The following is a 23,855-nucleotide window of genomic DNA, read 5'->3' as shown; positions in this document are numbered from 1 at the left end:
CGTACTTTCACACAAACTGATTAATAATAGTATTTGTTATTATCAATTATTACAGCACTTACATTCGCTAAGAACTCAACTCATATTTAGGTAAACACATGAAATATAAACCAATCACTATACTCCGTACCTTAGTCTTTATACTAGTAACTTGCTTCATATCCCTTAGCATTCAAACTTATCGTACGCATGAGCTTGATGCGCCAATACACAATAGCAAACTAGCGCTTACAAGCATTACAGCTAGTGACTTAAATCATGACCAAAAGCTTTTAATGAGCACCCTAGTTTATTATGCAATTTCAAACATTTCTGATGGCCGTTGGCTTGAAGTTTCTGATTTTAACCGTGGCTGGCAAATTCAAAAAATCAATGTTGATGGAAATATCCGCTATCTTGTTTGGCCTGATAAAAATATTCAGGCTGAAAGCAAACATATTGAACCTAACTGGTTTGAAATTAATGGTGACACCGTTAGTTACCATAGCTTTATCATTCACTCGCAAGGTTTTGACCTTACCCATACTGTAGCTATGTCAGCCATCATTAATGCGGTTAATCAGCCAAAAAGCATTCATCGCATTAATTCAATGCTTCCAAATTTGGTGATTGTTTAAAACATTAATCACTTTGCTATTCACTTCTTAATGATTCTTTCAGCCTTACAAAGTATTACCAACATTCTTACTTAAAAGAGGACTGCTAACAATAATTGTTAGTAGTCCTCCTTTAGGTTTTCTGCTTAATTCAATCAACAATTTTAAAATTACTGCAAGCTTCGCTAGCCCAAAAAAGCGCTTAAATCAACCCAAGTTAGTTGTTAATGTAGTCAAATTCATAGTAGTGCGGGGTGCCATAGGCATCCGACATTGGATAAATCAAGGTGACGACATTGTCAGCATTATAGCCCAAATAATATGTATCTTGATTGGCTGGATTGTAAATTTCTGTGTTTACTTTTATACGTTTAGTTTGTCCTGTTCGCTTTGTCCTGACTGTCAATGTTTTAGTATCAGTATTCTCAATCTGCAAATCAGTATATTTTACAGGCGAATTTGGCAAAGTTAGACTATCTTCTAATGTTAGGCTATCATCATCTGAACCTTTATTTACCGTAATCATTCTATCGCCATAATGAAACTTATCCGTCCAAGTCCCGGTATAGACCACTGCATGAGGAAACTCACTTGCTTCCTCAGCTGTTTCACTGCTTGAAACCTTGTCACTCATACTGTTCGAAGTTTCCACACTCATGCTACTTGAAACTTTATCACTTGTACTGCTTGAGCTCACACTAGCTTTTTCATGGTCCACCAAAGAACTCTCATTATCTTTAGCCGCAGTTTGTTTTTTATTTCCGTAGATTACGAAAAGTCCCCCACAAACTACAATTAGAACAACAAGGCCAATCATCATTGATCGAATGAACTCGCGTTGGCGGATTGCCTTAATCCTAAGGTAGTCCTCACGCCAATTCGGATCATCTTGCCGAATCTCATAAAATTCAAAAGTGTGACTGGTTCTTGTTTTCGTACTTAAATACTTCTTTGCCATTATAATTCCCCAAAATAAGTTGTTAAGTTACATATTACACTAACTTTCTTGCGTTTGTAGTGTATTTAAATATCTTAAAATCAAATCTTAAATATATCTAGTTGGAATTAACATCTTTTTGGTTGCATATTGTAACAAAACAGCTACGAGGAAAAGGGGTACTGTTTTTTCAGCACCGAATATATCCACTAACATAACTAACACCGCCATTTTTAACCGTATAGTTTCTTGTTTTGTTACTTACTTGCTAGCTAACCATTAGATATCCGCTAGCAATTAGTATTTACACTTTTACGTATGGTTAATCTAGCCACTGACTAACAATCATTAGCTTGTAATGCTGTTATCGTTTGATTGTCTATCGCTGGTCTTTGCTCTGAGCTCGTTTCGTTACCTTCTCAACAATTACGTGTAAAGTGCTCTTAAAACGCTTTATATTACATTAAATAGTTATATCCTAAAACATCCCCGCATTTATTACTTTAAACCTTGCAATGTGACAAACAAAAAGCCTTACCAGTTCAAACACAACTGATAAGGCCGTTCAATAAATTATGACTAGTCCTTATCTATCCAACACTTGGCAATGTAGCTTATTAGGTTTACTGCTAAACCTGCAAACACTGCGATTATGAATGAGCTATTACACTGGAAACCTCCAGTCTGTGCCTATTTTCAGCGTGGCACAAATTAGACACAAAAAAGCTACTTCTAGCGCTGAAACCAGAAAGTAGCTTAGACATGTAGGTATCCCAGCATATCCCAATTCATGCTTGAAGTGTAACACGTTTTATATTAAGCGTAAATTAAAAGCTACCTCTAGCGACGAAACCAGAAAATAACTTAGACCCAAGACGCTTAGTTTTGAATGAATTAGTACCTGAAGTATAACACAATGCCCCCTAAGATGATGTTAGGGTTTGCAAAGTTATAATGTTAGCATCATAATATTCGGTGTGTTAGCTATCACATCAACGGTTACTTCATGCACATCTTGCAACCTTTTTTGTTTTTTGTGTGCAGCCTTTTGGCAACTATCTATAATGCTATGGCTCTATCCAACAACAAGCCTTCATAGTGGCTAGGCTGGTGTACACTCTGACATTGTCTTTAATCTAGACAAGCGCATTAGCGCCAATCAGCCCCGTGAATGGCTACTATCTGCAATTAAAGACGTTCCTGACCTACCACAGATAAATATACACAAATATACACAGGTTACGCCATACTTATATCACGCTAGCAGTACAAGCTAGCATGGATATTAAGACACTACAAGCACAAGTCGGTCATGATGATATAAACACAACGCATAATATCTATGCCGCTGTTACTAAGGATATGCGGGTAAAAATGGCTGATGTATTCACTTCATTAGTGAACTTCTAGCACTTACAAAAGTACAACAAGAAATACACACTAAAATACACAGTTGCTTGATTTTCGGTGACTTTTCATGACTTTCTATGACCTTTTTAAAATCTTGAAAACATAAGAAAACCCCGTCAGACCGGCGAAAACGCTAATCTGACGGGGTTTGCTAAAACTGCTAATTGGGCATACTGGATTCGAACCAGTGCTCAAGGATTCAGAGACCTTTGCCTTACCTCTTGGCCAATGCCCAAAAACAACAATATTTATTATACCAATATCCCTAAAAACCATCAAGGCCTATTTAAAAAAACAGTGGGGTTAAGTTCCCCACTGTTTTTATCCATCAAAATAATGCCTACATTAACTGACGGGCCTTAATTCGAGCCCGGGCTTTTGATACGATTTTACGCTCAATCAGCTTTAAAATGCGCAGTCCCCGCTCAGCACTAGCTTCGCCAAAGGTTTCTACCCAGCCCTCAAAACGATGTTGTACCCGCATCGTGACGACCTTTTCAACGACCGTGCCTTCCGAAGTTAAATACAATAACATTCGCCGCCGATCCGCTCGGTCGTGTACTTGGTAAATATACTGCTTTTTCAAGAGCATTTTAATCTGACGTGAAATCGCTGCTCTCGTTACATTACGGCTTTCAACAACTTCTGTTAAGGTCAGGCCTGATTGATGATTAGCAATGCTGTGCATTATTAAATATTGTTCAAATGATAAACCAAACTCCATCGCTGGTTCTGAAACAACATCATCTAGATATTTTACCGTTGTCAAATAAGCATCAATATACCCGTTTAATAACTTCATCATATCTTCCTCGTTTCAAGGAATCCCCAAACTACTTGATAATTCTATCTTATATTTAAAATATTTGCATTAAAAAACGAACAATTAAGCATAATTGTTCGTTAGTACTATCGATTAATTATCGTACAACCATTACAGTTACCGGTGCATTGTTAGCAACGTACTTTGATTGTGAACCAAAGTAATGATGGTCCTCATCGTCCTTAGAATGCGCCCCAATCACCACCAAGTCGGGATGAATATCTGGAATTACATCTTTAACGATTACTTCGCCAGGCTCGCCCTCAGCTAGCATAGTGGCAACATTAGCCACCCCTGCATCCTCAGCAAGCTTACGATAGCGCCCTAAAGCACGCTCGACATCATCACGCGCTGCTTGATTGCGATTTTTTGAAAAATAATCAAAAACGCTCAAATCATCCGATTCGAAGACCGATAAAATCGTTAGACGCGCATCATCTTCGCGTGCTTGATGAATTGCGTTAATTAGTGTCATCTGGCCTAGTTCTGAATCATCTACTGCTGCTAAAACATGTTTAAAAGTTTTTGGTTCCATAATTTCTAGCTCCTTTAACTCCTTAGAAAAGACTTGAAATTGTTTGAATAATCAACTGGACATTCAACAACGTTAAAGCAAGTGCTACAAGATAAGCTACAATTGTCATCCATCTTGCGTTCTTAAACTCACCCATATACTTAGTTCTTGAAGTAAAGTAAATCAAAGGAAACATTGAGAAAGGCAACGCTACTGATAGAAATACTTGTGAATAAACTAATAGCTTATCTAAAGCTCCTTCAGTTGCGCCAAAGATAATTGTAAAGATAATGATTGGCACAAGGGCAAGTCCACGCGTTACCAATCGTTGTACCCACATTGGTAACTGTAAGTGCGCAAAACCTTCCATAATAATTTGTCCCGTCAATGTACCCGTGATTGTTGAATTTTGACCAGAAGCTAACAATGCTAATGCAAAGAGCATTGATAATAGCGGACTAGCAATTGCACCCACAATATGACTATTATTTAATGCCCTATACAAATCACCAAAGGCTTGCATGTCACTACCATGACCAAAGAACAAGGCAGCTCCCACAATCAAGAGCAATGAGTTTACAACAAAGGCACCAGTCAACTGGATATTTGAGTCCCAAGCAGTAAATTTAAGAGCCTCACGGACACGACCTGGCACATTACGGTCAATCTTACGTGTTTGTGAAATTGACGAATGTAAATATAGATTATGGGGCATCACAGTCGCACCCACAATACCCAAGGCTAGGGTTAGCTGACCTGACTTTAAAATATCCCGGTGCGGTACTAAATTAACAACTGCCGCTCCCATATCTGGCTTGGCTAAGATTGCCATGTATAAAAAGATTGCTAGAATTACTAGAATCAAGGTCGCCACAATTGCTTCAATCTTTCTGAAACCGAGTTTCATCAAAAGCAACAGTAGCAATACATCTGCCGCTGTAATCAAAACACCCCAGAGTAGTGGAAAGCCAAAAAGCAGATTGATGGCAATCGCCGCCCCAATAACTTCTGCCATATCTGTCGCCATGATTGCTAACTCAGTTACAAACCATAAAATCCAACCAGTGGTTTTATTCGTTGAGTCACGAATCATCTGCGCCAAATCTTTCTGAGCCACAATGCCTAGTTTAGCTGCCATAAATTGCAACATCATCGCAATTAAACTAGATATTAAGACAACAGACATCAATAAGTAATGGTACTCTGCACCACCAACAATTGATGTAATCCAATTACCTGGATCCATATAACCAACAGCTACCAGCGCTCCTGGACCACTCCAAGCCATCAGTTTCCTGAGAAAGCCACCACTTTGCGGTACTTCAACTGTGCCGTTAATTTCCGCCAAACTTGAACCGCCATTTTCATCCTTTACGGAATCCTTTACTGAATTTGTAAGCATCAGTAAAATTCCTCCTTCTTGTTTTTTGGTATCACTCATTATCTTATTATTAATAGTTTTTGTAAATACTTTTACTAAAGGAAAACGTAAATTTTAGCGCTTCTTTGTCGACTTTTAATTGAAAGCGCATCCTTTCTCATTTTAAGCTATTAAATATAAATTTTCTGTGATTATGGCTGAATTATTGACATATAGCTCATTTTCATGTAAATTAGAACAGTTGAAAAAAATAATCGATTATTAAATAACACTGCCTATTCCAATCCGGCACGGCGGTGTAAGGGAGGATAACATTATGGCAGTTCCTGCACGTAAAGTTTCAAAGAATGCTAAGCGCTCACGTCGCGGTGGTCAAGGTGGTCTAAAGACCCCTGCAATTCACCAAAACGAAAATGGTATTTACGTACGTAACCATCACGTAGCTTCTGATGGTACTTACAAGGGTAAGCAAGTTGTTGCTCCTAAGTAATTAAAAAAGACCTGAAATGTTAATTCATTTCAGGTCTTTTTTTGTGCGCCGCTCGTAGCCATTTTATAGCTCCTTTAGAATCAAATCATTGATCAAACGTTGCGCTGTTGTATTGGGTAACTTCTTGCGAAGTTCCTGCCAATTTTTGAAGCCAAGTTCCTTGGCTTGTAAATCTAGCAATGACATAGGTCATGCCTCCTTTTAAAAAAATGTATCCGTTTTCACCAAGCCCCTCAAATTCATTATATACTTTTTCGGATTAAATGAAAGGGTTTTACTAAAATTAAATATTTATCTATATGGTGATAGTCCGGTATTTCTGGGCTAATACAATGCTATTTGTAAGGATAATTTCATACTACTTTATAATTTGTAAGTAATATATTTGCTTACATTTGCTAAAAATTAATTATCAATTAGTATTTTTTATTCAGTTATAATAACCACTACGTCTGCCTCAGTACTTATATTATGCACAAAAAAGCTCTAAAATTGTGAAGATTTTAGAGCTTTTTTGTATTAATTTTATCTATTCAACTGCTAAGAGCAGCCAATATTTTAGGTTATGCTTATAGTTCTTGTTGCAAGTCAGTTGGCTTGTACAACTTAATCACCTTAGTGAATAAGAAATCTGACAATAACCCAGCAATTATCGGTACTACGAAGAATACTAGAATTGCAATCATTGGTGAAACCGTATGCGTTTGGAAGGCTTTATCAGCTGTATCCATCACAGAAGATTGGATTGGTGAAACCATTCCAATCCACCCAAACCCAGCAGTTGTTGGTGTACCTTGTACATTAAACAAAGCTACTGGTATAGCTGAAATTGCAGCCGTCAATAGGAAGGATAGAATCATCTGTGGTCGCTTAAAGACTGAAGGCATCATTCCCTTCATTGCACCCAAGAAGATTGCGATTGATGTTCCCTTTTTGTTAACCTTAACTGAATTGATTAGCAAAATTACAGTTGTCGCAATTACGCCAACTCCGGCAGCACCAGATCCCAATCCAGCAAGTGAAATCGCCAAAGCAATTCCAACTGTTGAAACCGGTGTAATGATAATAAATGAGAATGCCATCGCAATTAAGATTGACATTGGAATTGGTAGCAAGGTCGTGAAATACTCAACTAGATTACCTAGCCAAGTTGTTACATTCCCAACAACTGGGGCGATTGTCAAGCCAAGCAAGCCAACGCCACCACCAATTACCAATGGGCTTAAGATAATTGCTAATGCGCCAAAGCCCCAAAGATATTTGTAAACTAACCAAATAACTAGTACCCCGATTGCCGAAACAATCATCGCATTAATAACATCACCCGCACCAGCTGCGATATAAACGCTGGCTGGTGCCTTCAATGCTAGCCCACTAACGGGATTAACAAATCCAGCCGGTGCAACGGCCCATTTAATTGAACCAGAGGCCGCACCAACGGCAATTGTCAAAACTCCAACATCTAAGGCCTTCATTTTAAATTGCATGGCGATTGCCAAACCAATTAACAAAGGAATAAATGATGAGAATAGCACCAAAATTGCATTCAAACTAATCGCCCAATGCATACCACTTTGGATAAATGGTCGTAGAACGTACTTTAAAATTGCTGACGGAAGAACTCCAATTAGAATTCCTTGCGCTGAACCAGCAAGAATCTTAAAGAGAAAATCTTTAAGATTGAAACGGTAGTTACCGTCAAAAACTTCGTTATTCATAAAAAGTGTTAACCCCTATAAGTTAAAAATAGACCCCAAAATATTGATAAATCTAATTTTTAGTATTCAACAGCGATTGATGGCTTCTCACCATTAATGAAAGCCAATGAAGCATTCATTGATTGAGTAACCATTTCCAATACAGCCTTAGTTGTGTAGAAAGCAGTGTGTGGTGTAACCAAAACGTTCTCACGAGCAATCAAATCAGCAATCTTAGCATCTGGGAATTCTTTGTTTGACCAATCAACATTGAACAAACCAACTTCTTCTTCGTAAACATCCATTGCGAAGTCAGAAATCTTACCTGAGTCCAAACCAGCGATTACATCGTCAATATCCATCAAGTTTCCACGTGAGCAATTTACGATTACAACGCCATCTTTCATCTTAGCGATTGAATCAGCATTAATCATGTGGTGGTTAGCTGGTACACCTGGAACGTACAAAGTAATTACGTCAGCTTGTGCATACAACTCTTCCAAAGTATCTACGTATAGACCTTCAGCTTCAACTTCAGCATTGTGGTACAAGTCATAAGCAATGACCTTAGCCCCAAAGCCCTTTAGAATCTTCATTGCAACACGGCCGATGTTACCAGTTCCGATAACACCAACTGTTTGCATCCGCATCTCGCGACCAATTGTTGGTGCCCAGCGCAAGTCATGCTTAGCAACCTTAGCATCCATTGCCTTAGTCCGACGAAGCAAACGTGACATTTGGATGATTGAGTGTTCAGCAATTGCATTAGGTGAGTAAACTGGGACATTTGAGATTGAAAAATCAAACTCACGTGCAGCATCAAAGTCAATGTTGTCAGTTCCAACATTACGCAATGACATCTTGTTAATTCCCAACTCATGCAAGGCTGTCAAAGTCTCACGTGTGTAGTCCAATTGTTGATATACATTAACAGCATCGAAACCTTCTGCTAACTTAGCAGTTTCAGGGTCCAAAAGTTGGTCAGTAAATTCAACAGTAACCTCTGGATGTGCAGCAATCCAGGCCTTCAAAGCAGGTTGTTCGTCTTCACGAATTCCGTATGCAAAAATCTTCATGATATTCCTCCAAAATTGTCTAGCAATAACAACTACAATTATAAGTAGTTATTTGTGATAAAGTCAACGACATTTGCAGGCTTAACGCCTATAATGGATAGCTTTTCACCAATTTTCTCCGCATAAATTTAAATTTCTAGCTCACTTCTTTATTTTTAAGCTAAGATTTGATGCAAATTAAAAAGTGAGCTAACCTTCAAAGTTAGCTCACTTTTAATCAATTAACACCTAAACTAATTATTTTTGCTCGTTGGCTGAAACCATAATCTTGTCAACCAAACCATAGGTAAGTGATTCTTCTGCATCAAGCCAGTGATCACGTTCAGTGTCACGTTCAACCTCTTCATAAGGTCGACCAGTATTAGCAGCCAAAATCTCATTTAACTTCTTACGAGTCTTGAGAATTTCTTCTGCAGCAATCGCAATTTCAGTTTGTTGTCCTTGCGCACCACCAGATGGTTGGTGAATCATGAACTGTGAATTAGGCAAGATAAAACGCTTGCCCTTTGCTCCTGATGAGGCCAAAACTGACGCCATTGATGCAGCTAGCCCAATAACAATGGTCTGCACATCTGCCCGAATGAAGTTCATAGTATCGTAAATGGCCATACCGGCATTAACTTCCCCACCAGGTGAATTAATGTACATGTAAATGTCCTTATCAGGATCTTGCGCATCAAGGAACAATAGCTGGGCAATAATTGCCGTTGCCATCTGTGACTCGATGGGACCATTCACCATAATAATCCGATCAATTAACAAGCGTGAAAAAATGTCATATGAACGCTCACCACGTGCTGATTGTTCGATAACATATGGAATTGGATTCATTACAAATTCCTCCTATAAGGTTGATTGCGTATATTTTAAACTATTAGTCAAAAAAGGTCAAACTTTTTCTTAGCGTAATATTTTGGGCACGCTGCCCCCAGTTCTTAATTCATCTGCGAGTTGCGAAATTTTTCTTAGACGGTGATTAACTCCTGATTTAGAGATTGAACCGCCCGTCACATACTTACCTAATTCAGATAATGGTTCTTCACGATGACTTAAACGAATTTGCGCCATCTCCCGCAAATTTTCCGGTAATTTATGCAAGCCTAGTTCATCATCTAAGAATTCAATATCATCAACTTGCTTTTGGCTAGCCGTAACTGTCTTTTCGATGTTAGCCTGTTCAGCATTAACCAAGCGATTAACTGAATTCCGCATATCACGCACAATTCGGACATCTTCAAACTTTAACATCGCCTCAGTTGCACCAATAACGTTCAACATATCTGCAATTTTTTCAGCTTCCTTCAGATAAACAATGTAACCTGAACGACGCTCAACAGTTTTAGCATTTAAATCAAATTGATTAATCAACTGTTCTAATTGATTTGCTTGCTCTTCATACAAAGAATAAATCTCAAAGTGATAGCGACTTGTTTCTGGGTTATTAACTGACCCAGCTGCTAAAAAGGCGCCGCGTAAATATGAACGGGCCATCCCCTCATCTGCCAACCAGCTATCCGGAATTGTTGGTAGTAATTCAAAATTTTCAAAAATCCGCAAATCATCTAATAACTTATCAACATCCTGGGTTATTCGAACGACATAAAGGTTATTTTTCTTTAACTTCATTTGCCGTCGAACAGAAATCTCTGAGTTCACATCATAGAACTTTTGTAATAATGAAAGGATACGGCGGGCAGTCGCTGCATTTTCAGTTTGTACATTTAAGGTAAAGTGCATATTGGCTAGGCCAAGAGAACCATTCATCCGCATTAAAGCCGATAACTCTGCTCGGGCATTGTCAGCCTTAGAAATATCGAGCATTGTTAGTTCTTTCTTTACATCACTAGCAAATGACATGGCTTACCTCCGTATTCTTAATTTAGTTTATCGGCAGCTGCAATCTGCATTATTAATTGAGCAACTTTATAGCCATCATGGAAAGCACCGGCATCCCGTAGTTCAAGCAAATCACCCATCACAGGGATTGCACCTTCCGCACGTACATGTTCAGGATCAGAGATTACTTGCCTAGATACCTCATTCCACTTTTTCCAATCAATATAATCTTCTGGTACTTGTGCTGTGTTCATGATGACGGCATCGACCACCCGTTCACCAATATGCTCATTAATGGCACGCACATGATCGGCATCTGAAAAGCCGTCCGTTTCACCTTTTTGCGTCATAATATTAGCAACATAGACAACCTTAGCGCGCGTGGCCAAAAGAGCCTCGGCCACATTTGGTACCATTAAATTAGGCATAATTGAAGTGAATAGTGAGCCCGGTCCCAATACCACCACATCAGCATTTAGAATTGAATTGACAACTTCACTAGGTGCCTCTGGCAGGCGATGTTTATCCAAGGTAAATTGCGGGGTTACCCAGACATGTTTAATTTTCTTACCAGCTGCAGTAATTGCACCCTCACCCTCTAAAATCGTACCGTCTGCGAACTCAGCATGTAGGACTAACGGTTCATCTACCACTGGGAATACATTCCCATCGATTTGGAAGAGCTTAGACATCCGCTGAACCGCACTAAAAATACTATTATCTTGTTCGGCAATTGAAGCCAAGATTAAATTACCTAGTGCATGACCAGCTAACATCTCATCATCGGAGTTAAAACGATACTGGAAAATATCAATTACTTCTTGGTCAATATTGGCCAGGGTTGATAAGACATTGCGAATATCTCCTGGTGGCACCATATTTAAATAATTACGTAAAACGCCAGAAGAACCACCATCGTCAGCAACCGTCACGATTGCCGTCAAATTAGTATCACACTTTTTTAAGCCCCCTAAAATTACTGGCTGGCCTGAGCCACCACCAATTACAACTATCTTAGGTACAGGTTTAAGGGCAAATTTTTCAAGTTGCTCTTGCCCTTTTGTCATGCGCGGGTACTTCCTTCCCGGCGGCGTTCAATATCACGATGATATTCATTGACCTTCCAATTGGCCTTCAAATCATTTGCCAGTTGGTGTGCAAAGGCAACTGAGCGATGTTGACCACCAGTACAACCAAAAGCAATTGTCAACGTGGTCTTACCTTCAGCTTTATAACGTGGCAACAGCCATTTGACTTGCTCTAGCTCTAATTGGTAAAACTCTTTTGCATCTTGATTGTCCCAGATATAATCGCTTACTGCTTGGTCAATCCCAGTTAGGTCACGCAAAGCTTTTAAATAGTATGGGTTCGGCAAAAAGCGTACATCAACGACTAAATCAGCATCAACTGGCATGCCATATTTAAAGCCGAAACTCATCACTTGAACATTAAACAAGTTATGTTGGGCCTCTTGATCACCATATTTACTAACGATTAACTGTTTAAGCTTACGTGCAGCTAATTCATCAGTGTGTATAATCTCAGTTGCCATTTCACGAATGCTGGCTAATTGTTCACGCTCCTGTTGGATTCCCCATAGGGTACCCTTATCACCCGAAAGTGGATGCTGCCGTCTAGTTTCTTTATAACGTGCCACTAAAGTTTCATCACTTGCATCAATATATATTAATTTTAAATCATAATTACGGTCAGCTTTTTTTAAGAGATTTTGCATAATCCCACTTAAATCTTTGAAAAATTTTTGCGAACGCAAATCAATCATGACCGCTGCATGCTGAAACGCTGGATCTTCGGCCACCATTTCCCAAAAACTAGCTAACATTTGTGGAGGTAGATTATCTACTGAATAAAAACCAATGTCTTCTAAGGCATCCATTGCAACTCGCTTACCAGCACCACTCATGCCAGTAACAATTACTAATTCTCGTTTTGCCATTATGCCCTCCTTTACTCTGTAATCTCCATTATATATTAACTTTTACATTATGTTACTGTTAGCTACCCGCAATTTTCAATAAAATAAAAAGCCTTACAAATAAGCAACTTATTTGTAAGGCTAGTCAGTCTAAATCTGACCTTTATTTGTTTTTAACTTGCTTTTGACGCTTGGCGTCATGGATAGCCCGTAAGGCACGCTTACGTGTCTTAATGTTGGGACTATGTAACTTACGTCGTGCTGAAGCAATGTCTAATTTTTCCCCTGCCATGATTCCACCTCTTTGTCTTTAATAACTTACGTTTAGTAAGTATAGATGACTATCTAAAAATTTGCAAGTACCTTGCTCAAAAAAACCAAGTAAGCAACTAACGCCAACTTGGTCTTCTGATAAAGGGTATCCTTTATCGTTGTCTTGGTGGTTACTTGGGCTAAATAACCACACTTGATAAAAGTTAATTAGTCTGAGTTGTTTTGGGGAACAACTCTGTATAGAAGTAAGGTAAGAAAATTTTCATGAGATTTATGTTAAAAGTTATCGCTGAATGGCTTTCAACAGTTTAGATTCTACGCAGCCAAACTTAAAAATAATTTTATGCTTGCATAAAATTCACTAAACCTAATTTTCTTACAACATAAGTGTAACACCAATTGACTATAACAAAAAGCTATTAGCTCAAGGACAATCTTTTGGGCGTCTTATTTAAGTATCATTCATTTAAATTTTTAATATTTACTAAGCTTGTTTACGTGCTCGTGCCCGATCACGAATCATAATTGGGCCAAGATATTGACCGGTATAGGAAGCTCTAACTTCAGCAATCTCCTCTGGCGTACCAGTAGCCAAAACTTGACCACCGCCTTCACCACCCTCTGGTCCCATATCAATCAACCAATCGGCAGTTTTTATCACATCCAGATTATGTTCAATCACTAAGACGGTATTACCACCATCAACCAAACGTTGTAACACTTCCAAAAGCCGAGCAATATCATCCACATGTAGCCCCGTAGTTGGCTCATCAAGGATATAGAAGGTCTTACCCGTCGATTTTCTTTGTAGCTCCGCTGCCAACTTCATTCTTTGCGCTTCACCCCCTGATAGAGTCGTCGCTGACTGGCCCAAAGTAACGTAGCCTAGACCAACGTCAACAATCGTTTGTAACTTGCGATGAATCTTAGGGATTGGTGCAAAGAAATCTAGCGCTTCATCAACCGTTAAGTCCAAGACTTGCGCAATTGACAAACCACGATACGTCACTTCTAAGGTCTCAGAATTATAGCGCGTTCCGCCACAAACTTCACAGGTAACATAGACATCAGGTAAGAAGTTCATTTCAATCTTAATGACTCCATCCCCCTTACATGCCTCACAGCGGCCACCCTTAGTGTTAAATGAGAAGCGGCCTTTAGCATACCCTCTTAGTTTTGCCTCGTTAGTTTGCGCAAAGAGGGCTCGAATATCATCAAAAACCCCGGTATACGTTGCTGGGTTTGAGCGTGGTGTCCGACCAATTGGTGATTGGTCAATATCGACAATCTTATCAATATTTTCTAACCCGGTAATCTTCTTATAGCGCCCGGGTTTTTCAGAATTTTTATTCAAAATCTGCTTCATCGCCCGCTTCAAAACAGTATTAACCAAAGTTGACTTACCTGAACCAGAAACCCCAGTTACTGCGATAAATTTGCCAAGTGGAAAATTCACGGTCACATTTTTAAGATTATTTTCACTTACACCACTTAAAGTAATCTGCTCACCGTTGCCAGCTCGTCGCTGGTCAGGTACTGATACAAAGCGTTTACCAGATAGATACTGTCCTGTTAAGGATGCCGGATTGCTTTTCACTTCAGCTGGCGTACCCGCCGCAATAATTTCACCACCTTGCTCACCCGCACCTGGACCAACATCAATCAAGTAATCTGCGGCTAACATCGTATCTTCATCGTGTTCAACCACAATCAAGGTGTTACCCAGATCGCGCATTTGCTTCAATGATTTAATCAGACGGTCATTATCCCGCTGATGTAAACCAATTGAGGGCTCATCGAGAACGTACATGACTCCGGAAAGATTTGAACCAATTTGCGTTGCCAAACGAATCCGTTGTGCTTCACCACCAGATAGGGTCCGTGCTGAACGTGACAGCGTAAGATAATCTAGCCCAACATTTTTCAAAAAACTTAGCCGATCTTTAATTTCTTTTACAATGGGCGCAGCGATTTGCTCATCTTGCTCACCAAAGCTTACTTGGCCAAAGAAGTCTAATTCCTGATCAACTGGTAACTCTGAGATTTGACCGATGTGCTTACCGCCAACTTTAACGGATAATGCACCAGGATTCAAACGGTAACCATGGCAGGCAGAGCAAGGCAATTCATTCATGTATGAAGCCATTTGCTCTCGCGTAAAGTCAGAATTAGACTCATGATACCGCCGTTGGATATTGTTAATAACCCCTTCGAATTTAACATCAACGTCACGGACACCACCAAAATCATTTTCATAATGGAAATGGAATGTATCTTCGCCTGCACCGTATAGCACTAATTTTTGCTCGGCTGGCGTTAATTGCTCAAAAGGAACATCCATCGGAATATTATTTTGTGTCGCAAATTGTTGCAACATCTCAGGATAGTAACTTGATGAAATTGGATTCCAAGCAACAATCGCGCCTTCGCTTAATGTCTTACTAGTGTCAGGAACGACCAAATCAACATCAACTTCTTGCATTACACCCAAACCACCACAGACTGGACAAGCGCCCAGCGGTGCATTGAAGGAGAATAGTTGGGGTTCTAACTTACCAACCGCAAAATCTTTCAGTGCCCCTGTGTAGTGGTCAGAAAAAGTTAGCGTCGTGCCACCAATTTCTTCAACTGACACCAAACCTTCGGCCATGCGTAAAGCTGACTCAAACGATTCAAATAAACGAGCCCGTGAGCTATCTCGCAAAATGATTCGGTCAACTACAATGGCAATATCATGATACTTGTTTTTATCTAAATCTAATTCATCCGTAACCTCATGTAGTTCGCCATCAACGACTAAACGCACAAAGCCTTCCTTTTGAACCTTGGCCAAGGCAGTTGCATGTGAACCACGACGATGGCGCACAATGGGTGCTAAAATTTGTAAGCGTGCTCCTTCTGCCCGCTCAGTAAATAAGTAATTTAACATTTGGTCAATTGATTGCTTAACAATCGTCCCATCAGCTGCCGGGTCAGGTTTACCAACCCGCGCATACAAAAGCCGGTAATAGTCATTTATTTCTGTAACCGTACCAACTGTTGATCGGGGATTTTTTGAGGTGGTTTTTTGATCAATCGAAATTGCCGGACTCAAGCCATCAATTGAGTCAACATCTGGCTTATCCATCTGTCCCAAAAACTGCCTTGCATAGGCTGAAAGACTCTCAACATAACGACGCTGTCCTTCCGCATAGAGTGTATCAAAGGCCAATGAACTTTTACCTGAGCCAGACAAACCAGTCAATACAACAAACTTTTCGCGTGGAATTTTCACATCTACATTTTTTAAATTATGAGCTCGCGCCCCATGAATACTAATCCAATCATTGGTCATCAGCCATCTCCAAATCTTCTCAAGCTTAATTAACAAAAATCGCTCTTATTAATTTATACCTAACTCACTTTAATAAAATAAGCACTACTCAATTGTAGCACTTCGCTGTTTTTTTTCGAAATTTTTAGTGACTTGTCCGCTCTGACTGCTTTTCTAGCCGTTCAGTTGGCTCCATCAAGTCACTCAACCATGCAATGATAACATGAGTTAATACTAAAATCACGCCAATTAAATTAACATAAACCATTAATATTATTAAAGTACCCATTGCCTGATAAAAATTAGCATTACGGATTGCTAAACTTGCATACCAAGAAAAACCATGATTCAACACTACCATCATAATGGTTTCAATCGCCGAACCAATTAACACAGCTTTTCGCTTTAAACGCAGTGCTGGCAGTGCAAAATTAAACAAAACTAAGATAATCCAAAGCCCCACGGCACCATAAATTTGACTTTGATTTAATAAACTAGTTAGCACTGGTACATTGATTGGCACCGAATTTACGACAATTCGGGCAATTGAGGTACCTAAAAGCACAATTCCAGCTCCAGCCAACAAAACAAATAGCCACAAGAACCCAAAAATTCGGGCAAAGAGCGAATTTATTTTCTCACTGACATCATGAACCGTATTAAATGACGTCCGAATAACGCCTAAAACGCGGCTTGCCCCCCACAAGGCCACTAAAAGGGCAAGTGACAGGGTTCCAGCATTTCCCCCTAAAACTGAACCTAAGATTGGATTCAGCGCACTCGCAATGTTTTGTGGGAGGGAGTTTTCCATCAATTCATAAATTTGTTTATGGTTAAACCCAATCATTGAAGCCACTGAGCCAACTGACATCAGGACTGGTACTAGCGATAAAATTGTATAATAAGCAATGGTGGCACCAGCATTAGTTAAATTGGCCCGTTGTAGATAAGTAATAAAGGCCGCCAGCTGCCAGCGCTCAGCATACTTAGTATAAATCGCTTTCACCTTCTGCATCTTATTCCCCTTCATGGTTAATTGTTACCTTATAAGTATCGACTATTTATAAAGAGACGTCAAAGATTTTTTTATTATAATTGTCAGTCTGCTATAATTATATGGTATTACTTTTACCGGGAAGGAGGCCAGTAATATGCACCATCGTCGCGCTCGTCCTTGGTCCTTTCGTTGGTTCTTAGAGCATATTGCTTCAGGTATCCTGTTGTTGGCTGTCGTCTTAGCTGCTACGGTTGCCCTAACTGCCTTGATTATCACAATTGAAGAATTAGTTGTCCTAGTCATTCGCAGGCGTCTAATCAACACTTATACTAACGTTTATGGTAATGCTTGGACCACAGTTATCTGGCACTTTTTAATTATCTTTATTGCGGTTGGCTTTTGGTCTGCAATTGATACCTTTATTCCAGCACCAACTAAAGATAACCAACAATAAACTAAAGCCACTCAGATAGAAAACTTTACTAATCCTTGGTCCAGGCTTACCTAGTCAATCATTAATAAATCCACACCGATTGATTATTTTTAAACAAGTGTGGATTTTTTTACATCAACTATTAAATTGTGACCCATGTGCAAATTATGTACACTACACTTAAGTTCATTGGTAGTAATCCCGCCATTTTATAAAGGATGATAATTATGCAAAAACTCATCGACTTTTCAAATCTCCACCATATCGCCATCATTGCTAGTGATTATCAAAAAGCCAAACATTTTTACGGTAATATTCTCGGCTTAGCAGTTATCCGTGAAAATCATCGTCCAGACAAAGCCGATATTAAGCTTGATTTTGCCCTCAATTCCACGACAGAATTAGAAATATTTGTAAAGCCCACCGCACCAGTCCGACCAAACTATCCCGAAGCGCAAGGGTTACGACATCTTGCCTTCAACACAGAAGACATTGTAGCAAGCGTCAATTATCTAAAGAGCCAAGCGGTTGAAGTGGAGCCAATTCGCTTAGATGATATAACACAAAAAAAGATGACTTTCTTTTTTGATCCAGATGGTCTCCCCTTAGAATTACATGAATAATAATAAAAAGGCAAGCTCATTAACTAATTTGAGCTTGCCTTTTTTCTCTAATTTAAAATAACGTTGTTTTTCCAACTAATCGTTAGCTCACATCCTTCGTACGCTTGCGATTACGATGTCGCTTGGTTTGCGACTTATTTTGAAAATCGTTGGATAAGACACTAATATTTCCATCAACTTCTAAAATTGCCAAGTCAACGTCATCAATACTTTTAACACCGTGTTCTCGCACTGCTTCTAAGAGTTCATTCATGCCAACTTTAGCGTGTTCAAGATTAGCCTCAATAACATGGCCTTTGTAAATTAACATAATCGCATGCCCCTGCACATATTCTGAAAGTTTTGGAAACTTATAGTTCAAAAATTTGAAAATAAAGTTCATGAAAAACAAGGTCGTTGCCGCAACTAACCCGCCAGACAGCGATGTATTGGAACCAACCATTGCATTTTACACCGCATTACTAATTAAAAGTACAAATACTAAATCGATTACTGATAGTTGCGCAATTTCTTCTTTACCAAATAGTCGAATTGCTAAAATGATAAAAACATAAACTGTTGCTGAGCTCCCAGCAATCAATAAATATGCCATATTAACTCCTTTATTTCAGTCCTAAATCCGCCAGTATCAATTCGTCGATATAAATGGCTTTAGGCCTAATTCAAGCTTATCCTCAATGATACACCTAGAACTTACTAATCAGCTAAATCAAGCCTGTCAAAAGTCATTTCCTACATATATAAGTAGCCTCAAACCAATTAGCTTACCTTAATAACAAAAAAGCTGGTGACAAAGTTTACTTTGCCCCAGCTTCTCACTTGTTTTATTTAAAATTCGCGACGGTAGTCAAGCAATTGATGTGACAATTCAGCTGTTTGTCCGTAAACTTGCTTATAAATCTCGTGCATTTGTGCATACTTAGCAGCACGCTCTGGGTCTGGTAGATATGCTTTACCAAATTCAGTGAATGTATTAGCAGCCTCTTGAACTGAATCGAACCAACCTAGACCAACGGCGGCCAAGATTGCAGCACCCATACCAGGACCTTGTTCATTCTTCAAAGAAACAACTTTCTTGTTAAAGATGTCAGCTTGAATTTGCAACCAAAGTGGTGACTTAGCACCCCCACCAATTGCAACAACTGTATCAAAATCAGCCCCAGCGGCATCATAGATGTCAAAGATGTCCTTAAATGAGTAGATAATTCCTTCCAAGACAGCACGAACAAAATCGTAGCGTTGGTGGGTACCATCGATACCGATAAATGAAGCCCGAATGTCACCATCAGCGTATGGTGTACGCTCACCAACTAGGTAAGGTGTAAAGATCAAACCGTTAGCCCCGACTGTTGACTTAGCAGCTGACTCAACCATATCAGTAAAGTCCATATCACTAGCAAAAGTCTTTTTGAACCAAGATAGTGCGTAACCAGCGGCCAAAGTAACACCCATTGAGTAGAACTTACCAGGGATTGCGTGGTTAAAGAAGTGAATCTTACCAGCATAGTCAACATCAGCATTGTCTTCATACTTCAAAACAACGCCAGAAGTACCAATTGATGACATCACCATGTTTGGCTTCAAGATAGCTGAACCAACCGCACCAGCAGCGTTATCAGCAGCACCACCAAAGACTTGGGTATCAGCTTGCAAACCTGAGAATTCAGCATAAGCACTTGAAACATTACCAGCAAAATCAGTTGCTTCAATGATTTCAGGGAAGAAGTCAGCTGCTAAACCAAACTTCTCTTGAATTTCTTTTGACCAAGTGCGCTTAGCAACGTCCATTGCCACTGTACCAGCTGCATCAGAAATTTCCATTTGCAAATTACCAGTCATGCGGTAACGTACATAGTCTTTTGGTGTAACGAAAGTCGTTGCTTGTGCAAACAACTCTGGCTCGTTTTCCTTAACCCAAAGAATCTTAGGCAAAGTAAAGCCTTCAAGAGCCTTATTACGCGTGATGTCGATAAACTCTTGCCCCATCACTTCAGCGATTTCCTTAGTCTGCGCCGTTGTACGTGTGTCATTCCACAAAATTGCTGGTCGAACAACCTTGTTTTCAGCATTCAAAAGTACCAAACCGTGCATTTGACCAGAGAAAGAGATTCCCTTAATTTGGTCAGCTGACAAGCCATCATTCAAAATCAAACGAACGATTGCTACTGTGGTACCGTTGACCCACTCTTCTGGGTTTTGCTCACTGTAACCAGGCTTTGGTTGTGACAAAGGATAATCATAGGCCTCTTGTGCAATAATCTTTCCTTGACGATCAACAGCTGAAACCTTTACGGCTGAAGTTCCTAGATCAACTCCCAATACAACATCTGACATTTTAAAGTCCTCACTTAATTCATAAAAGTTATGTATGTCCGCCAAGGCGGACAGTGTTGCAATTAAATCAGCTAGGCTTTAGCTTAACTAAGCAATGCTTAGTTAAAACGTGAACCCAAAACTGAGTAGATGTAGTTGTTCAAAGTTTGCTTAACAGCTTCCAAGTGTTGTGATTCAACAGTAGCGTAGATCTCATCACTAGTCTTGTTCAAGATGTAGTTTTCGAAGTCAGCCAAAGTCAACTTGTTATCACGAGCCTTTGCACCCTTGTCAAAGTCAGCAAAGATACCATCATCAAATGATGAGTAACGGTCAGCCTTAACTTGCTCCAACCAACCATCGTTGTACATCTTCAAAGCAACCTTAAATCCGGCAGCATAAGTGTCCATACCAGCCATGTGAGCGTAGAACAAGTCTTCAGGCTTGAATGATCCACGACGAACCTTTGAATCAAAGTTCAAACCACCAGTTGGCAATCCACCGTTCAAGATGAACTCGTACATAACCATCGTAGCTTCGTAGATATCGTTAGGGAATTCATCAATATCCCAACCAGTTTGCTTGTCACCCATGTTAGCATCCAATGATCCCAACATTCCAGCTTCACGAGCAAAGCGAGCTTCGTGCTCATACTTCTTACCAGCTAAGTAGGCGTGGTTTCCTTCCAAGTTCAACTTGAAGTCGTTTTCCAAACCATAAGTACGCAAGAAGTTCAAAGTTGATTCTACATCAGTATCGTATTGGTGATCTGTTGGCTCCTTTGGCTTTGGCTCCAACAAGAATTGACCAGTATAACCGATTTCGTTAGCGTAATCCTTAGCCATACGGAAGAAGGCTGCGATGTGGTCCAACTCACGCTTTGTGTCAGTGTTCAATAGTGATTCGTAACCTTCACGACCACCCCAGAATACGTATGACTCTGAGTTCAAACGCTTAGCAATCTCCAATGAGTGCTTGATTTGTGCGGCTGAATAAGCAAATACTTCAGCAAATGGAGTAGTTGCTCCACCAGCCAAGAAACGCTTGTCAGTAAATAGTGATGAAGTGTTCCATAGCAACTTCTTGCCAGTCTCTTCCATCTTTTCAGCAATCCGATCAACAACCTTGTCCAAGTTAGCGTTAGTCTCGGCCAAAGTGTTACCTTGTGGTGCTAAGTCACGATCGTGGAAAGCAAAGTATTCAACACCAAGCTTGTCCATGAAGTCAAATAGGTAATCTACCTTAGCAATTGCGTGGTCAAGATCACTCATATCGTCAACGCCGTTTACATCCCAAGGACGCTCAGCAGTTCCCTCACCAAATGGGTCAACCATACGTTGGTCCATTGTGTGCCAGTAAGCAACAGAGAACTTCATCCAGTCCTTCATTGACTTAGTCTCACCATCAATAGTGATTTCCTCAGTTGGGTTATAGAAGTTGAAACCCTTAGCTGCTTGGTAATCTACACCCTTTTGTCCACCAAGGAATTCAACCTTTGGGAAATCAAACAAATCTGACATTACTACATCCTCCAAAAATATGCTTTTAATTGTTCTTTCTAGGTTGGTTGTTTCATTGAACCAACTAACTTACAAAATATATTGTAAACGGTTACTATCTGCTTTGCAAGCTTTTATTCTTAACTTACTTGTCTTTTCTAGGTAGACCATTCTAGAACCACCAACCTAGTTGCACTTATTTAACAATTTATATATAAAAAGAACCATAAAACCGGTGTTTTATGGTTCTTTTACTCTATTTAATTACTCAATAAATTAAAGCTGTATATCTTAATTAAAGATTAATAAACCCTTAATCCCAAAATTCATCACTAACTTTAGGGACTAGAAAGTATAAGTTATAGTCCTCTAAGCCAAGAATTTTGCGGGTTGTCAAAGCGATTCCCCCGATTAAGGTTGATGAATAGACTGAATTACCCGCATAGCGTAATTCGGTTACTGGTTGTGGTTGCATTTTTTGATAACGCTCCTGCATATCGGCAAATAGCTCTGGTATGCCAGCAATTAAACGTGCATGGACATAAAAAGCCGATAGCGCTGAGTATTGAGCAATATTAAAGAGCATGGTAGTTGTTGCCTTGACCCAATCTTGCAAAATATCCACCACAACTGGGTCAGCGGCATGATATAACGCAAATAAATCATGACGTAAAATAGCACGGCCCTTACTCTGGCTAACTCGGCGTAAGATGGCATCTTCTGAATAAAGGTCCTCAAAATGAACCGGCAGCGCATAACCAGCTTCCTGCCAACCATGGTCATCAAAGACAATCATCCGCCCAATTTCACCAGCCGCACCTTTAATCCCCCGCACCAATTGACCATTTTGAATAATACCAGCACCAACTCCATTGTGAACGTTGACAACGGCAAAATCTTCACGCATTGGTTCAAAATTATTTTCATGGAAATCACGTAAATAGTAAGCGGCCAAATTAGCTTCGTTTTCCAAGAAAACTGGTACATCTAAGGCAACTTCTAACTCGTGGGCTAAATCATGCTCCAGTAGGAAACGATTAAAAGGCGTATATGCAACCCGATTATCATTCACAACACCATGAATACCAATCGAAATACCAACTAAACCGTTGATTGTTCCAAGATCACCCAACCGTAAGACCCGTTCAAGCATTGTCCGTTTTAAATCTTCATAGGACATTTCCGCATCAACATCAATCTGGTCGTGACTAAGAATCTCACCGGTCAACCGAGCAGCTAAATAACGTAAATGGTTGCGCCCTATGTCAAAGGTCATTAAAAAACCATACTGGCGGTTAAAACGGACTAGTTGCGCTTTTCTACCACCAGATTTTGAAACCGTTCCTTCGCCTAATTCTTCAATAAAGTGTTCGCTATCTAATTCTTTATAGATTGTTGAAATTGTTGACTTATGTAATGAAATTTTGTCAGCAATTTCACTTCTTGACGTTTGCTCTTCATTAAAAAGTTCCTGTAATACCAGTTTACGATTTAATTCGCGCATCGCCTCTTGATCTAATTTGTTTTCCATCTTTCCATACTTCCTATTACTAGCTTAGTCACAGATATCGTCTAGGCTAACCCCTTGTCGCAGTCTTTATTTGCCCTTTTGGCTTTCCCCCACTACAAAAAGAACTACTCAAAACCATTGTACAGAAAGTTTGCCTTTTGACCAACTAAGCCTTAAGTTACGTCTTGAAGCGTATCT

The 23,855-nt window shown here is 39.6% G+C and carries 24 protein-coding genes and 1 tRNA gene; 5 read left to right on the top strand and 20 right to left on the bottom strand.

The window, feature by feature from the left end:
* Nucleotides 1-275: 275 nt before the first annotated feature.
* Complete coding sequence (locus TT13_RS07225; RefSeq protein ID WP_052348583.1) at nucleotides 276-617, top strand: hypothetical protein; 342 nt, start codon at nucleotides 276-278, stop codon at nucleotides 615-617.
* A gap of 196 nt (nucleotides 618-813) precedes the next feature.
* On the opposite strand, the gene TT13_RS07220 is transcribed toward TT13_RS07225, so the two are convergent.
* Complete coding sequence (locus TT13_RS07220; protein WP_027699358.1) at nucleotides 814-1,554, bottom strand: hypothetical protein; 741 nt, start codon at nucleotides 1,552-1,554, stop codon at nucleotides 814-816.
* Nucleotides 1,555-2,811: 1,257 nt separating this feature from the next.
* On the opposite strand from TT13_RS07220, the gene TT13_RS11555 reads away from it, so the two are divergent.
* A complete protein-coding gene (locus tag TT13_RS11555; RefSeq protein ID WP_242868527.1) occupies nucleotides 2,812-2,943 on the top strand; it encodes a hypothetical protein in 132 nt (43 codons plus the stop codon).
* 164 nt (nucleotides 2,944-3,107) lie between these two features.
* Here the strand turns inward: TT13_RS11555 and TT13_RS07215 are convergent.
* From TT13_RS07215 to TT13_RS07200, 4 genes are all read right to left on the bottom strand, one after another.
* Nucleotides 3,108-3,178: transfer RNA gene (locus TT13_RS07215), tRNA-Gln, on the bottom strand.
* A 105-nt stretch (nucleotides 3,179-3,283) separates the two neighbouring features.
* On the bottom strand, nucleotides 3,284-3,748 hold the full coding sequence (locus tag TT13_RS07210; RefSeq protein ID WP_045476924.1) for a MarR family transcriptional regulator: 465 nt from the start codon (nucleotides 3,746-3,748) through the stop codon (nucleotides 3,284-3,286).
* Between the two features lie 115 nt (nucleotides 3,749-3,863).
* A complete protein-coding gene (locus TT13_RS07205) occupies nucleotides 3,864-4,301 on the bottom strand; it encodes a universal stress protein (protein WP_045476921.1) in 438 nt (145 codons plus the stop codon).
* A 22-nt stretch (nucleotides 4,302-4,323) separates the two neighbouring features.
* Complete coding sequence (locus TT13_RS07200) at nucleotides 4,324-5,682, bottom strand: Nramp family divalent metal transporter (protein WP_027699356.1); 1,359 nt, start codon at nucleotides 5,680-5,682, stop codon at nucleotides 4,324-4,326.
* Between the two features lie 295 nt (nucleotides 5,683-5,977).
* On the opposite strand from TT13_RS07200, the gene rpmF reads away from it, so the two are divergent.
* Nucleotides 5,978-6,151: a 50S ribosomal protein L32 gene (gene rpmF, locus TT13_RS07195; protein WP_027699355.1), complete on the top strand. Its 174-nt coding sequence runs from the start codon at nucleotides 5,978-5,980 to the stop codon at nucleotides 6,149-6,151.
* Between the two features lie 63 nt (nucleotides 6,152-6,214).
* On the opposite strand, the gene TT13_RS11630 is transcribed toward rpmF, so the two are convergent.
* The 10 genes from TT13_RS11630 to TT13_RS07155 form a co-directional block, all read right to left on the bottom strand.
* Complete coding sequence (locus TT13_RS11630) at nucleotides 6,215-6,337, bottom strand: hypothetical protein (protein WP_278279341.1); 123 nt, start codon at nucleotides 6,335-6,337, stop codon at nucleotides 6,215-6,217.
* Between the two features lie 383 nt (nucleotides 6,338-6,720).
* The gene (locus TT13_RS07190) at nucleotides 6,721-7,869 is read right to left on the bottom strand and encodes a PTS sugar transporter subunit IIC (RefSeq protein WP_027699354.1); all 1,149 of its coding nucleotides are present in this window, start codon (nucleotides 7,867-7,869) and stop codon (nucleotides 6,721-6,723) included.
* A 59-nt stretch (nucleotides 7,870-7,928) separates the two neighbouring features.
* On the bottom strand, nucleotides 7,929-8,924 hold the full coding sequence (locus TT13_RS07185) for a D-2-hydroxyacid dehydrogenase (RefSeq protein WP_027699353.1): 996 nt from the start codon (nucleotides 8,922-8,924) through the stop codon (nucleotides 7,929-7,931).
* A 237-nt stretch (nucleotides 8,925-9,161) separates the two neighbouring features.
* Nucleotides 9,162-9,755 (bottom strand): ATP-dependent Clp protease proteolytic subunit, encoded by a 594-nt coding sequence (locus tag TT13_RS07180; RefSeq protein WP_027699352.1) that lies wholly within the window; start codon nucleotides 9,753-9,755, stop codon nucleotides 9,162-9,164.
* A 69-nt stretch (nucleotides 9,756-9,824) separates the two neighbouring features.
* Nucleotides 9,825-10,781, bottom strand: a complete 957-nt coding sequence (gene whiA / locus TT13_RS07175) for a DNA-binding protein WhiA (protein ID WP_027699351.1) — start codon at nucleotides 10,779-10,781, stop codon at nucleotides 9,825-9,827.
* A gap of 17 nt (nucleotides 10,782-10,798) precedes the next feature.
* Nucleotides 10,799-11,827, bottom strand: coding sequence for a gluconeogenesis factor YvcK family protein (locus tag TT13_RS07170; protein ID WP_045476918.1), 1,029 nt, complete (start codon nucleotides 11,825-11,827; stop codon nucleotides 10,799-10,801).
* The gene (gene rapZ, locus TT13_RS07165; protein WP_027699349.1) at nucleotides 11,824-12,717 is read right to left on the bottom strand and encodes an RNase adapter RapZ; all 894 of its coding nucleotides are present in this window, start codon (nucleotides 12,715-12,717) and stop codon (nucleotides 11,824-11,826) included. Before rapZ ends, TT13_RS07170 begins: the two co-directional genes overlap by 4 nt.
* A gap of 142 nt (nucleotides 12,718-12,859) precedes the next feature.
* A complete protein-coding gene (locus tag TT13_RS11325; RefSeq protein WP_190279643.1) occupies nucleotides 12,860-12,988 on the bottom strand; it encodes a putative metal homeostasis protein in 129 nt (42 codons plus the stop codon).
* Nucleotides 12,989-13,453: 465 nt separating this feature from the next.
* Nucleotides 13,454-16,303, bottom strand: a complete 2,850-nt coding sequence (gene uvrA, locus TT13_RS07160) for an excinuclease ABC subunit UvrA (RefSeq protein WP_027699348.1) — start codon at nucleotides 16,301-16,303, stop codon at nucleotides 13,454-13,456.
* Between the two features lie 124 nt (nucleotides 16,304-16,427).
* A complete protein-coding gene (locus tag TT13_RS07155; RefSeq protein WP_052348581.1) occupies nucleotides 16,428-17,297 on the bottom strand; it encodes a YihY/virulence factor BrkB family protein in 870 nt (289 codons plus the stop codon).
* 136 nt (nucleotides 17,298-17,433) lie between these two features.
* Here TT13_RS07155 and TT13_RS07150 point away from each other — a divergent pair, with 136 nt between their 5' ends.
* On the top strand, nucleotides 17,434-17,733 hold the full coding sequence (locus TT13_RS07150; protein ID WP_027699347.1) for a hypothetical protein: 300 nt from the start codon (nucleotides 17,434-17,436) through the stop codon (nucleotides 17,731-17,733).
* 206 nt (nucleotides 17,734-17,939) lie between these two features.
* A complete protein-coding gene (gene gloA2 / locus TT13_RS07145; RefSeq protein ID WP_045476913.1) occupies nucleotides 17,940-18,335 on the top strand; it encodes an SMU1112c/YaeR family gloxylase I-like metalloprotein in 396 nt (131 codons plus the stop codon).
* 82 nt (nucleotides 18,336-18,417) lie between these two features.
* On the opposite strand, the gene TT13_RS07140 is transcribed toward gloA2, so the two are convergent.
* From TT13_RS07140 to TT13_RS07125, 5 genes are all read right to left on the bottom strand, one after another.
* Nucleotides 18,418-18,777, bottom strand: coding sequence for a DUF421 domain-containing protein (locus TT13_RS07140; RefSeq protein WP_202815368.1), 360 nt, complete (start codon nucleotides 18,775-18,777; stop codon nucleotides 18,418-18,420).
* 6 nt (nucleotides 18,778-18,783) lie between these two features.
* Complete coding sequence (locus TT13_RS11535; RefSeq protein ID WP_202815367.1) at nucleotides 18,784-18,927, bottom strand: DUF421 domain-containing protein; 144 nt, start codon at nucleotides 18,925-18,927, stop codon at nucleotides 18,784-18,786.
* A 236-nt stretch (nucleotides 18,928-19,163) separates the two neighbouring features.
* The gene (gene xylB, locus TT13_RS07135; protein WP_027699345.1) at nucleotides 19,164-20,669 is read right to left on the bottom strand and encodes a xylulokinase; all 1,506 of its coding nucleotides are present in this window, start codon (nucleotides 20,667-20,669) and stop codon (nucleotides 19,164-19,166) included.
* Nucleotides 20,670-20,767: 98 nt separating this feature from the next.
* Nucleotides 20,768-22,168, bottom strand: coding sequence for a xylose isomerase (gene xylA, locus TT13_RS07130; RefSeq protein WP_027699344.1), 1,401 nt, complete (start codon nucleotides 22,166-22,168; stop codon nucleotides 20,768-20,770).
* Between the two features lie 292 nt (nucleotides 22,169-22,460).
* Nucleotides 22,461-23,678, bottom strand: coding sequence for an ROK family protein (locus TT13_RS07125; protein ID WP_027699343.1), 1,218 nt, complete (start codon nucleotides 23,676-23,678; stop codon nucleotides 22,461-22,463).
* Between the last annotated feature and the right edge of the window lie 177 nt (nucleotides 23,679-23,855).

The organism is Weissella oryzae SG25, assembly GCF_000691805.2.
In the GTDB taxonomy this organism is placed as follows: domain Bacteria; phylum Bacillota; class Bacilli; order Lactobacillales; family Lactobacillaceae; genus Weissella; species Weissella oryzae.
The sequence above is the reverse complement of the archived record's forward strand: the minus strand, read 5'-3'. Positions and strand labels throughout refer to the sequence as shown.

Excerpts from the sequence above, each read along its gene's own strand:
- TT13_RS07225 (WP_052348583.1), top strand. The coding sequence starts at position 276 with ATGAGCACCCTAGTTTATTATGCAATTTCAAACATTTCTGATGGCCGT.
- TT13_RS07220 (WP_027699358.1), bottom strand. The coding sequence starts at position 1,554 with ATGGCAAAGAAGTATTTAAGTACGAAAACAAGAACCAGTCACACTTTT.
- TT13_RS11555 (WP_242868527.1), top strand. The coding sequence starts at position 2,812 with ATGGATATTAAGACACTACAAGCACAAGTCGGTCATGATGATATAAAC.
- TT13_RS07210 (WP_045476924.1), bottom strand. The coding sequence starts at position 3,748 with ATGATGAAGTTATTAAACGGGTATATTGATGCTTATTTGACAACGGTA.
- TT13_RS07205 (WP_045476921.1), bottom strand. The coding sequence starts at position 4,301 with ATGGAACCAAAAACTTTTAAACATGTTTTAGCAGCAGTAGATGATTCA.
- TT13_RS07200 (WP_027699356.1), bottom strand. The coding sequence starts at position 5,682 with ATGCTTACAAATTCAGTAAAGGATTCCGTAAAGGATGAAAATGGCGGT.
- rpmF (WP_027699355.1), top strand. The coding sequence starts at position 5,978 with ATGGCAGTTCCTGCACGTAAAGTTTCAAAGAATGCTAAGCGCTCACGT.
- TT13_RS11630 (WP_278279341.1), bottom strand. The coding sequence starts at position 6,337 with ATGTCATTGCTAGATTTACAAGCCAAGGAACTTGGCTTCAAAAATTGG.
- TT13_RS07190 (WP_027699354.1), bottom strand. The coding sequence starts at position 7,869 with ATGAATAACGAAGTTTTTGACGGTAACTACCGTTTCAATCTTAAAGAT.
- TT13_RS07185 (WP_027699353.1), bottom strand. The coding sequence starts at position 8,924 with ATGAAGATTTTTGCATACGGAATTCGTGAAGACGAACAACCTGCTTTG.
- TT13_RS07180 (WP_027699352.1), bottom strand. The coding sequence starts at position 9,755 with ATGAATCCAATTCCATATGTTATCGAACAATCAGCACGTGGTGAGCGT.
- whiA (WP_027699351.1), bottom strand. The coding sequence starts at position 10,781 with ATGTCATTTGCTAGTGATGTAAAGAAAGAACTAACAATGCTCGATATT.
- TT13_RS07170 (WP_045476918.1), bottom strand. The coding sequence starts at position 11,827 with ATGACAAAAGGGCAAGAGCAACTTGAAAAATTTGCCCTTAAACCTGTA.
- rapZ (WP_027699349.1), bottom strand. The coding sequence starts at position 12,717 with ATGGCAAAACGAGAATTAGTAATTGTTACTGGCATGAGTGGTGCTGGT.
- TT13_RS11325 (WP_190279643.1), bottom strand. The coding sequence starts at position 12,988 with ATGGCAGGGGAAAAATTAGACATTGCTTCAGCACGACGTAAGTTACAT.
- uvrA (WP_027699348.1), bottom strand. The coding sequence starts at position 16,303 with ATGACCAATGATTGGATTAGTATTCATGGGGCGCGAGCTCATAATTTA.
- TT13_RS07155 (WP_052348581.1), bottom strand. The coding sequence starts at position 17,297 with ATGCAGAAGGTGAAAGCGATTTATACTAAGTATGCTGAGCGCTGGCAG.
- TT13_RS07150 (WP_027699347.1), top strand. The coding sequence starts at position 17,434 with ATGCACCATCGTCGCGCTCGTCCTTGGTCCTTTCGTTGGTTCTTAGAG.
- gloA2 (WP_045476913.1), top strand. The coding sequence starts at position 17,940 with ATGCAAAAACTCATCGACTTTTCAAATCTCCACCATATCGCCATCATT.
- TT13_RS07140 (WP_202815368.1), bottom strand. The coding sequence starts at position 18,777 with ATGGTTGGTTCCAATACATCGCTGTCTGGCGGGTTAGTTGCGGCAACG.
- TT13_RS11535 (WP_202815367.1), bottom strand. The coding sequence starts at position 18,927 with ATGGCATATTTATTGATTGCTGGGAGCTCAGCAACAGTTTATGTTTTT.
- xylB (WP_027699345.1), bottom strand. The coding sequence starts at position 20,669 with ATGTCAGATGTTGTATTGGGAGTTGATCTAGGAACTTCAGCCGTAAAG.
- xylA (WP_027699344.1), bottom strand. The coding sequence starts at position 22,168 with ATGTCAGATTTGTTTGATTTCCCAAAGGTTGAATTCCTTGGTGGACAA.
- TT13_RS07125 (WP_027699343.1), bottom strand. The coding sequence starts at position 23,678 with ATGGAAAACAAATTAGATCAAGAGGCGATGCGCGAATTAAATCGTAAA.